Genomic DNA, 10,443 nt, shown 5'->3' on the forward strand with positions numbered 1-10,443 from the left:
TGCGACAAGGCGGATTGGCTTGCGTCAAGCAACCCGCATAAATTAATTGGTAGGGTTTACTTCAAATCACTCATGGCAACATGATCCATATCGTGGAAAGTCTGGTTTTCACCGACCATGCCCCAAATGAAGGTGTAAGCCGAAGTACCGACACCAGAGTGGATAGACCAACTCGGACTGATTACCGCCTGTTCATTACGTACCACCAGATGCCGAGTCTCCTGAGGTTCCCCCATGTAGTGGAAAACCAGGTTGTTCTCACTCATATCAAAATAGAGATAAACCTCCATGCGGCGTTCGTGGGTATGACAAGGCATGGTATTCCACAGATTGCCTGGAGCGAGTTCTGTCATTCCCATCAGCAACTGGCAAGTCGGCAGTACCGAAGGATGCAAGTATTTATAGATGGTGCGAACGTTACAATTTCCCTGACTTCCCAAAGATTCCGGAGCAGCCTCTTCACGAGAAATTTTGCGTGTCGGATAAGCATGATGAGCCGGAGCACAATTAAGATAAAAACGTGCAGGATGCTCCGGTTTTACGCTAGAAAATACAATTTCACGCGCCCCCATGCCAACATAGAGAGCCTCACGAGCACCAATCTCAAAAGTCTTACCATCAACAGTCACCAAACCTGGCTCACCGATGTTGATCACACCCAACTCACGACGTTGTAGAAAGAACTCAACCCCGATCTCCTTCCCACCTTCCAGGGAAAGAGGCTCACCAAGCGGTACAGCGGCACCAACGATGATACGGTCTATGTGACTATAGGTAAGATTGATTTTATTCTGCTGGAACATCTCTTCGATCAGAAAATGGCGACGCAGGCCACTTGTATCTAAGTGTTTCGCATGTTCACTGTGTATGGGTTGACGAATTTCCATTTTAAAACCTCAAGTTATAACCACAGCCACTGACATCGATGAAAATAACTAGCCATCAGTGCATTACTGACTGTTCATTCATGACAAAGAAGTCGTGAAAACTAATTCCTTATAATGCAGGGGCAAACACCTTATAAGACTCCCACGTAATAATGAATGAAGAGCATTATTAAAGACCCTCTTCCTCACTAATGCACTCCTCAACAATGGCAGCCTCCAGTGCCTTTCTCATATCCTGAATTGTACTTTTACCAATATCTTGAAGAATATCGACCAGCTCATGCAATGATGCACCGTCACGTTCAAATGCGGCATTTGCAATCATTGGTAAGTTAACCCCAGACAATACCTCTACCTGATCAGAATCCATTAAAATGACGGATGCTCGATTTGCTGGTGAACCGCCAGGAATATCTGTTAAAAACAGTACGCCATCGTCAGAGTTAACTTCCTGAGCTGCATTTCTCAGAGCAGTCTCCAAATCATCCGTCGACATGGACTCGACAAAGTCGACGAAGCGCATCTGCTCCGGCTCCCCCACAATCGCTTTCATTGCAGACTGCATTCCGGATGCAAAGTTGATATGTCCAGACACTACAATACCGATCATGTAATTTATCCCTCTTAAATAGGTGGGGGATATCCCACCCCATTAGTATTTATCAGCGTATTTAAATAATCCCAAGGTAATGCCCGACTACCCCAGCGGCCAAGGTTGAGAAAATAAGCACTGGTGGCTTCGCCCAGAACCCGGTCCCCTTAACCATCTTGAACATAAAAAATACCAATGCTAACGGCAATAGATTAGGCATGATTTTGTCAAACAACGAAGCTTGAAGCTCTACCGTTTTACCACCGAGCTCTAAGGATGCTGTCGTCTGTAACTTGATAAATGTTGCCGATAGTGCGCCGATTACGAAAATACCCATGATATTGGCAGCTTTTGCCAACTTTTCTGTTGCATCACTCATGTTTACCATCGCTGCAGTACCAGCACGGTATCCCATGAACATCAAACCAAAATAAACAAAAAAGTGCACAATCTGATACAGCAGGAAGAAAACAAACGGACCAGCAATCGATCCTTCAATGGCAATCGACGCCCCCAGTGCTAATGTCAATGGCATCAACGTCATGTGGTCGATCGCATCGCCAATACCACCGGTAGGGCCCATACCAGCCACTTTCATTACGTTGACAGTAGACGGTTTTTCTTTATTCTCTTCCATTGCGATAGCTGTACCTAGCAGGAAGGTAAATAATTTCGGACTTGCATTGAAGAACTGCAGATGATTTTTCAATGCTTTGGCTAGATCATTTCTATTATTACCATGAATCTTTTTTAAAGCAGGAATAATGGAGTACGCAAAACCACCACCCTGCATTCGTTCAAAGTTGAAGTTGCCCTCCATAAACAAGCCACGTAAAGAACAGATCCACAAATCTTTCTTGGTGATGACTTTACGTACAGCGGTATCTTCATAAGCATCGATATTATCTACCAATGAATGATTTTTTACTTGAGATGCCTCGACATTGTTCCTCAGTGGAGACATTGTAATATCAGATGCCATCTTCAAATTCCTCTGCTTGCTTGTTTGAGTTGGTATTTCCACTAAAGAAGTAATAAAGTGCTGCGGCAGATGCGCCCAAGATTGCAACAGCCATGATTGGCAACTTCAAGTAGGTTGTCATTACAAAACCGATAAAAAACACCCCTGCAACTTCTTTGGACCACATGATTTTTAGCAGCATGGCGAAACCAATCGCCGGCACCATTTTGGCACCGATGCCCAACCCTTCAAGTAATACTGTTGGTGCATTTTCATCTATCCAGGCGGCACCGTGCTCCCCAAAATAGACTGTCATAAATGCAATGACAGCGTAGAGCATGGAGCGTAGTGAGATTGTCGCTATCAATAATCGATCGATACCAGATGCATCAGCCTGTTCAGCGTAACGATCCACCTTGCCCATAGTGAAAGAAGTCAATGCAAAGAAACCAATCACTAGCATCTGCATCAGGACTGCGATGGGCATCCCGACACCCATAGCCACTTCTGCGGATTGACCAGTCATCACAGCAAATGCGACTGCTGCGATGGTGCCCATTGTGACATCAGGTGGCTGAGCACCTGCGTTAGGTACCAATCCTAACCAAGCTAACTCCAGAGTAGCCCCCGCAACCAAGCCAATTTGCATATCCCCCATAATCAATCCAACTACCGGACCGGTTATAATCGGGCGGTGGATATTTAGTGCGACATCATATTTATCGATACCACAAAAAAATGCCCATATTGCGACAAGCATAGCTTCGAAAAACATGCTTAATTCCTTTTTGAAAGTAAATGTAAATATATCTTATTTTTTAATGTCAGGCGGCGCCGTTAACCAGTTCAAAGATATCCAATGCGTTTTGATCAGGTGTATTTTGAACCGTGCAACATACCCCCTTTTGGGTCATACTCTCAAATGCTTTAATATCATTATCATCAACAGACACTGTTTTTGCGATTTGCTTCTTGCCTTCATGATAATGCATATTCCCGATATTGCAGTGGGTGATCGGAACCCCTCCCTCTACCAAACGAGCAACATCTGTCGGGTTATTACAAAGAATAAATATTCGCTGTTTATCTGATGCATTATGAATCACATCAATTGTCTTTTTAATAGTAAAAAATCTAACTGCATATTCTCCACCTGCGGAAGCTTTCATACCAGCTTGCATAAAGGCAGCATTGGGGCCTTCTGCTGCATCATCATTAGCAACAAGAATCAGATTCGCCTCTGTGTGTTTACCCCATGTGATACGAATTTGTCCGTGTAACAAACGTTCATCAATCCTAGTCCATACAATATTTGGAGTTGTCATATATTTCATTCCTATGTTATAGGCATACCGGCATATATGCAGGCAACACACTAAGCCATCTGATTAAATTAACTAGCAACATCATTATGCTTGCAGGCACATACCTGATGTCGTTATTCGTCCCCGCCGCACTAACTGTGTTTTACTTAGCTTAACGCCAGTCCAGACATTAATAAATTGAAAGAAAACGAAAATGAGATCGCTTTCACGAAGTTAATAAAAAGACATCGAAAGAAGGAAGCCTCCCCAATGCTTTTTCTAACTGGTTAATTTCTTCTATAAGAATGCATCTCACTTGCGGCTAGTAAACAGATGAATCCAGCTCATTGCAGTACGTTAATAGACGTCAACAAACGGATATACATCGCAGGCAATAGATAACCTATCCAAATCAAATACGGTTCTCACTCATACACATACGGATTTTCGCCTCGACTACTTCCTCCATGGCGGCCATGGCGGGCACCAGATACTGGCGCGGGTCGCTGGCATCCGGATGGGAGCCAAGGAAGGCTTTCATCGCATCGGCGAAGGCGATCTTCAGTTCGGTCGCAACGTTGACCTTGCAGATCCCGAGTTCGATGCAGCGGCGCACATCGGCCTCCGGTACGCCGGAGGCGCCGTGCAGCACCAGCGGAATATCTACCTGCTCGCGAATGGCGGCGAGGCGGGCGAAGTCGAGGCGGGGCTCCTCCTTGTAGAGGCCGTGTGCGGTACCGATGGCCACGGCCAGCGAGTCGATACCGGTACGGCGGACAAACTCGGCCGCCTTCAGCGGATCGGTAAATTTGGCATTTGCGGCATCGACAATGAGGTCATCTTCCTGACCACCCAGCTGGCCCAGTTCCGCTTCAACGCTGGCGCCCATGCGATGGCAGAAAGTGACCACACTGCGTACTTTCTCGATGTTCTCTTCAAACGGAAAGTGCGAGGCATCGATCATGGCCGAGCGAATGCCCGCTTCGACCTTGTTGTGGATGTCCTGCTCGTCTTCGTGGTGATCCAGATGCAGCACCAGCGGGATGCGGTACTCATGAGCAGCTGCCTGACAGATGGAGACCAGATATTCGACCCCGGCATGGCGATAGGTGCCCGGGGTGCCAGCCAAGATCACCGGAGAGCGCATGCGAGCGGCGGTGCGAGCCACCACCTGCACGGTTTCCAGGTTGTGGATGTTGAAAGCCGGTACGGCGTAGCCACGGCGCTGGGCATCTTTGAGCATTTCATGGGAAGAGATCAGATACATAGTGACTCCTGAGCGTCCTGATTGACGCGAGATCCTGAGAAAAGGGAGGAAAGGTTGGTCGGATTTATCTCCCGGCCAGCCACCCAGATGTGTTGTTGATTGAGTTCAGTGGTGAGGGCGAGCAGGTTGGCCTGTTTGCCAACTGCCAGTGAACCGAGACGATCGGCAATGCCGAGCATCTTTGCTGGTGCCAGCGAGGCCATTGCGATGGCTTCATCGAGCGGCACATCCGCCAGCTGCACCATGTTGCGTACGGCGCCAAGCAGGGTGAGGGTGCTGCCCGCCAGACCGCCGGTTTCAGTGCGTACCACGCCGTTTTTCATCTCGACCCGATAGTTGCCAAGCAGATAGTGACCGTCGGGCATACCGGCAGCGCGCATCGCATCGGTGACCAAGAGCAGGCGCTGGCCAGCGCAGCAGTGACAGAGCTTGAGCACGCTCGGGTGGAGATGATGGCCATCGGCGATCAGCTCCAGCCAGGCTGCGGGATGGACAAGGCCCGCACCGACCATGCCGGGTTCGCGGTGGTGCAGGCCGCGCATGCCGTTAAAGCAGTGCACCAGCCCGGAGGCGCCTGCCGCCAGTGCCGCCATGGTGGTGTCGTGATCCGCCGCCGAGTGACCCAGCATTACCCGCACGCCGTTTGCGGCAAGATGGTGAATGGCCGCGATGGCGTTGGGCTTTTCCGGTGCCAGCGCGACCACCTTCAGGCTGCCGCGCGCCAGCTGTTGCAGGTGGGTCAGTTCGGCAATATCCAGCTCCCGAAACAGCGCCTGATCGTGGGCGCCCTTGTTGTCCGGAGTGAAGTAGGGCCCTTCGAGATAGCAGCCGAGCAGCTCGGCGCCCGGCATGCCGCGGGCAACGCTATCGGCAATGCGAGCAAGGGCTTGCTCTATCTCGGGGAGTGGGGCGGTGACCGTGGTGGCAAGAAAAGCACCGACTCCTTCTGCCGCCTTGGCCATCGACAAGGTAGCCAAGGCATTGCCATCGCTATCCATGACATCGACGCCAGCTCCGCCGTGGACATGACCGTCGATCAGCGCAGGCACCAGCAGCTCGACATCAAACCCCATATTTTCTTGAGAGAGAGAGCCTATCGCCGTTATCCAGCCATTCTCATGCTCTAGCCAGCAGGCCTCTCGCCAACCTGTTTCGGTTAACAGATGGCGCGCCCTGATCCGCTCGACCATTAAAGATCCTCCCCTGTCGGGTAATTAATGCCATCATTCCTGACACCGCCTGAATAAAGCTTTCCCAACTCTGAACGCATAGAGTGGGTCCATGCTCCTGTGAATTGGAACCAGTTCACAGATGGATAACTTTGCTTCAGTAAACTGTTGCACATGACGGTTTACTCAAGTTCTGCTCGGGATACGGATAGATTGTGACCCCCTGCACGACTCGATTAACACGACCGCTCGGACATGGATTATCCGGATTGATACCAAGCATCATGGATGTATGGAATGCGTAGAACTGGGCATAAAGCAGGTAACAAAATGCCAGCTCTGCATCATCGCCGCGCTGAGTCTGTGGAAGGTAAATATATTCACCAGCCTCAATCCGATTGTCAGGAATATCGGCCAGGGCAACAACTCGTGCAGCAACACCATCACGACGCAGCTCATTTAACAAATCAAGGTCATATTGTCGTGTATAGGGATCATTGGAGATCATCTGCACGATTAAAGTATTGCTATCGACCACTGATTTTGGTCCGTGACGAAATCCGGTAGGAGAATCGAACATGGCAATCAACCGCCCACTGGTCAGCTCCAGCAACTTAAGCGCTGCTTCTTGTGCAACACCCTGCAGACTGCCACTACCAAGATAGATAACTCGTTGTGGGAGTGGTTCATTCCATGCAGGCACCGTTTGAACGACCTGTTTCAGGATGGCCTCACTGACGCCTGCCAGTGAAGTGCAAGCATGCTGGTTGAACCGTTTCGGCAAAAATACAGTCAAGCAGGTCAACATCATGCTGGTGAGACTACTTGTCATGGCAAAACTACGATCATTGGTCTGAGGCGGCATCAACAGTGCCAGTGATCGACCCTCCTTCTGACAACGCTGATATAGTTTCCCTTCAGCATTGCAAGTGAGAACCAAGTGGTAACATTTGCTTACCAAACTGCTAGCCAAATCAACAGCTGCCACACTTTCAGGACTGTTTCCCGAACGGGCAAACGAAACAAGTAACGTCGGGGTATCTTGGTCCAGATACTCTTTTGGATCAGTAACAATATCTGTGCTGGGGATCGACTCCACTCTACCGTTAAGACGTGCCGATAAATAAGGGGCCAACGCACGCCCCGCAAAAGCAGATGTCCCTGCGCCGGTCAGAATAATTCGCAGATTACCTTGCATTAGTAAGGGAGTAATAAACTGATCTATGGCGTTTCTTTCCTTATCGACCATGCCTAATGTTTCTAACCATGTCGCAGGCTGTTGTTGAATTTCACTCGCAGTAGCAATTCCTTTGGCTGCGATTAATGTTTCTTTTTCATAACCAAGAATCATGACTGTAATACCTCACATAGCCATTTCAGGCTGGGGACAGCAAGCCCGAGAATAGTGCCGCAGCACTTCCTGAACCTGATCAAGAATCAGACTGTGGGGATCTGCAGAAAGCAGCCCCTCACGCACTTTTTGATATTGGATTGGTAGATACTGACTCAGCAGTGGCAATGGAATTTGCTCTTGTTCAAGATTGGCCAACAGACAGGCATACGCTTCATCTACCCGCTGCTCAGGCCAGTAGTAACGAATCCGATCCGAATAGCTGTAACCTCGAGCCAGACGTCTGTCATTAGGACTCCCCTGATAGTGGCTTTGCCAATATCCAGGCTGCTCCAACATGGTCTGCTCGAGCACATCACGTAGTCTTGAACAAGCACTAGCAGTCACTAATTCCGATTCAATAGCAGCCAATGAGAACAACGCTTCACGCAAAGCAAACGTGAGTGCAGGCCCGACCTTGAGAATTGCAAAGTGATCACGTACTAACTGCTGGTAAGCCTGAGGTGTTTGATAATCCGTCGAGTGGGCTTCAAACACCATGTGGGGGTATTCCTTGATCATCAGACTCAAGCCAATAGCCTTGCCACTTTGATAATCAACCACTCTCGTATGATCAAATTCAACGCCCGGCTGCACGACTAACGCAATGACCCGTGACCATACATCCCCCAAACCTTGACGAGTAAAGGCCGCTCGATGTGCTTCCAATGTATAACGCGCAGCCTGAGGTGTTGTTACCGCAAGTTCTGAGAGATCTTCATGCGCCCCACCAGGAACGGGGACTTCGGTGCCAATCACATAAATCAGGTCGCAGCGCCCAAACTTCTCGTAACAAGTACGCTCAGCGACTACCGCAAGCCTAGCTGCACGTTCGGCAACCACTTCATCACTGAGTGATAAAGGGTCATCGGAACAAGCCATACTGCAGTCAAGATGGATTTTTTTGAAACCTGCCGCCACATATGTGGCAATAAGCGTTTCTGCATGTGCCATGGCTTCGGAAGCAGAAAGTCCCTGCCATCGATTTGGACCCAAGTGATCGCCACCAAGGATCACCATCTCACGCTCAACACCACAGCGATCTGCCAACTGGTATAAACGTTCGCGAAAATCTGCAGGTGTCATACCGGTATAGCCACCAAATTGATCCACTTGATTAGAGGTGGCCTCTACCAGCAGAACGTTTCCTTCTATCTTAGCCAGCGTTAATGCAGCTTCCAGCACTAACGGGTGAGCAGAACATACCGAGGTGATGCCAACTGCTTCCCCATTCTTGTTTCTTTCTATTAACTGAGCGATACCTTTCACTTCTCCTCCAAGGCCATCGAAAAACTAGCAGTGACATTTCATTTCTTTTCTAAAAAGATAAACCTGACGAAAACGAAATGAAATGAAATGACATGTTTTTTATGAGCCAGATCACGAAAAACAAAAGGAAAAGAAAGGGCTTTGACTGAAGTGATTTTTTTGTCACAAAGCGCAAGGCCAAGACTTGATTTGGATTGTCCACTAAGCGTTAATACGCAAAATGCAATAAAGTGAAAGTCCATGTGCAGACAGGACAACTAATACGGACAGAGCGGAATAATGCAAATTACCGAGAAAAGTACTATCGGCACCAGTGAACGCCGTGAGCGTATCATCCAGCAACTACGTAGCCATGGCAGCGTACAAGTCAATGACTTATCAGCACAGTTTCAGGTATCTACCGTCACCATTCGCAACGATCTGGCATTCTTGGAAAAACAAGGGATTGCTGTACGCGCCTACGGGGGCGCTCTGTTGTGTGAACCCAATCAGGCCGTCCCCGAGCGAACCATTGCCGACAAAAGTGTGCTCAACACGCCGGTCAAACAGCGGATCGGCGCGCTGGCAGCCACACTGGTACAACCCGGGAGTCGACTTATCCTCGACTCGGGCACCACGACGCTGGAGGTGGCTCGTCATCTGCGCGAACATCAGGAGATCCTGGTGATGACCAACGGTATGAACGTAGCCAATGCACTGCTGGAGGCAGAGGGGGTCGAGCTGCTGATGACCGGCGGTCAACTGCGCCGCAAATCACTCTCGTTCTATGGGGCACAGGCCGAGCAATCCCTGCAAAACTACCATTTTGACCAGCTGTTTCTCGGGGTGGATGGCATCGACCTCGAGCGCGGCATCAGTACCCATCACGAGGATGAAGCGCGCCTTAACCGCTGCATGTGTCAGGTTGCCAAGCAAATCATTGTGATCACCGACTCCAGCAAGTTTCGTCGCTCCAGCCTGCATAGGATCATTGATACTCAGCGCATCCATACGCTGATCACCGATGACGCCCTGCCTGCTGAACTACTAAAAGGTTTACATGATATCGGGATCGAGGTCCTGCTGGTACCGGCGGATCCCCACTGATCAAAGCAGCATTACTTTAGCCTCCAAACACCACGGTCAGGGTCATACCGATACTCATACGGTCACCTCTGGCGAGTAACCGTAAACCGGGATAGCCGGCTAGGTGATGGCCATTTGCGACTTGGCTCTGGGGCTTCAGACAGACGAAGCAACTCCCCTCATCGGGCTGGTAAAGCATCAGGATGTAGTGGTCAACTAAATCCGGACACTTGGTTAGGCCATTCTTCGGCTTTTGCTGGCGGTATCCCGTCATTGTGGTGATGTGGACGCCGCCAGTTGTAGTAATCCATCAGGTAATAACTGATATCTCGTTTCGCCTCTCGCAAGCTCATATATCCCATAGCCGGGAGCCACTCTGACTTCAGGCTTCTGAACAGTCGCTCCATCGGGGCGTTATCCCAGCAGTTTCCACGACGACTCATGCTCTGGGTTATGCGATAACGCCACAGTCGTTGCCGAAATGCCCGGCTGCCATATTGGCTGCCCTGGTCGGAGTGAAATAGCACACCGGATGGGCA

Annotated in this window: 11 protein-coding genes; 1 reads left to right on the plus strand and 10 read right to left on the minus strand. The window is 49.6% G+C overall.

Going from position 1 to position 10,443, the window contains the following annotated elements:
- Positions 1 to 56 precede the first annotated feature (56 nt).
- The 9 genes from kduI to kbaZ all read right to left on the minus strand — a co-directional run bounded on the left by kduI (position 57) and on the right by kbaZ (position 8,839).
- Positions 57 to 887: a 5-dehydro-4-deoxy-D-glucuronate isomerase gene (kduI, locus tag G5332_RS04910; protein ID WP_421230732.1), complete on the minus strand. Its 831-nt coding sequence runs from the start codon at positions 885 to 887 to the stop codon at positions 57 to 59.
- Between the two features lie 169 nt (positions 888 to 1,056).
- Positions 1,057 to 1,497 carry a PTS galactosamine/N-acetylgalactosamine transporter subunit IIA gene (agaF, locus tag G5332_RS04915; RefSeq protein ID WP_167566946.1) on the minus strand — a complete coding sequence of 147 codons (441 nt, stop codon included), beginning with the start codon at positions 1,495 to 1,497 and terminating at the stop codon, positions 1,057 to 1,059.
- Between the two features lie 61 nt (positions 1,498 to 1,558).
- Positions 1,559 to 2,461: a PTS system mannose/fructose/sorbose family transporter subunit IID gene (locus tag G5332_RS04920; RefSeq protein ID WP_216951762.1), complete on the minus strand. Its 903-nt coding sequence runs from the start codon at positions 2,459 to 2,461 to the stop codon at positions 1,559 to 1,561.
- Complete coding sequence (gene agaW / locus G5332_RS04925; RefSeq protein WP_216951763.1) at positions 2,451 to 3,215, minus strand: PTS N-acetylgalactosamine transporter subunit IIC; 765 nt, start codon at positions 3,213 to 3,215, stop codon at positions 2,451 to 2,453. Before agaW ends, G5332_RS04920 begins: the two co-directional genes overlap by 11 nt.
- 49 nt (positions 3,216 to 3,264) lie before the next feature.
- The gene (gene agaV, locus G5332_RS04930; protein ID WP_216951764.1) at positions 3,265 to 3,765 is read right to left on the minus strand and encodes a PTS N-acetylgalactosamine transporter subunit IIB; all 501 of its coding nucleotides are present in this window, start codon (positions 3,763 to 3,765) and stop codon (positions 3,265 to 3,267) included.
- Between the two features lie 391 nt (positions 3,766 to 4,156).
- Positions 4,157 to 5,011, minus strand: coding sequence for a tagatose bisphosphate family class II aldolase (locus G5332_RS04935; RefSeq protein WP_216951765.1), 855 nt, complete (start codon positions 5,009 to 5,011; stop codon positions 4,157 to 4,159).
- Positions 5,002 to 6,201 (minus strand): N-acetylglucosamine-6-phosphate deacetylase, encoded by a 1,200-nt coding sequence (gene nagA / locus G5332_RS04940; protein WP_421249113.1) that lies wholly within the window; start codon positions 6,199 to 6,201, stop codon positions 5,002 to 5,004. Before nagA ends, G5332_RS04935 begins: the two co-directional genes overlap by 10 nt.
- 136 nt (positions 6,202 to 6,337) lie before the next feature.
- Positions 6,338 to 7,531 (minus strand): SIS domain-containing protein, encoded by a 1,194-nt coding sequence (locus G5332_RS04945; protein WP_216951767.1) that lies wholly within the window; start codon positions 7,529 to 7,531, stop codon positions 6,338 to 6,340.
- A gap of 12 nt (positions 7,532 to 7,543) precedes the next feature.
- Complete coding sequence (gene kbaZ, locus G5332_RS04950) at positions 7,544 to 8,839, minus strand: tagatose-bisphosphate aldolase subunit KbaZ (protein WP_216951768.1); 1,296 nt, start codon at positions 8,837 to 8,839, stop codon at positions 7,544 to 7,546.
- 279 nt (positions 8,840 to 9,118) lie between these two features.
- On the opposite strand from kbaZ, the gene G5332_RS04955 reads away from it, so the two are divergent.
- Positions 9,119 to 9,925 carry a DeoR family transcriptional regulator gene (locus G5332_RS04955; RefSeq protein WP_323912670.1) on the plus strand — a complete coding sequence of 269 codons (807 nt, stop codon included), beginning with the start codon at positions 9,119 to 9,121 and terminating at the stop codon, positions 9,923 to 9,925.
- Positions 9,926 to 10,116: 191 nt separating this feature from the next.
- On the opposite strand, the gene G5332_RS04960 is transcribed toward G5332_RS04955, so the two are convergent.
- Positions 10,117 to 10,443 (minus strand): integrase core domain-containing protein (locus G5332_RS04960; RefSeq protein WP_421311153.1); only part of this gene is annotated, 327 nt, incomplete at its 5' end.

This window comes from Aeromonas sp. 603757 (assembly GCF_049171255.1).
GTDB lineage: Bacteria > Pseudomonadota > Gammaproteobacteria > Enterobacterales > Aeromonadaceae > Aeromonas > Aeromonas veronii_A.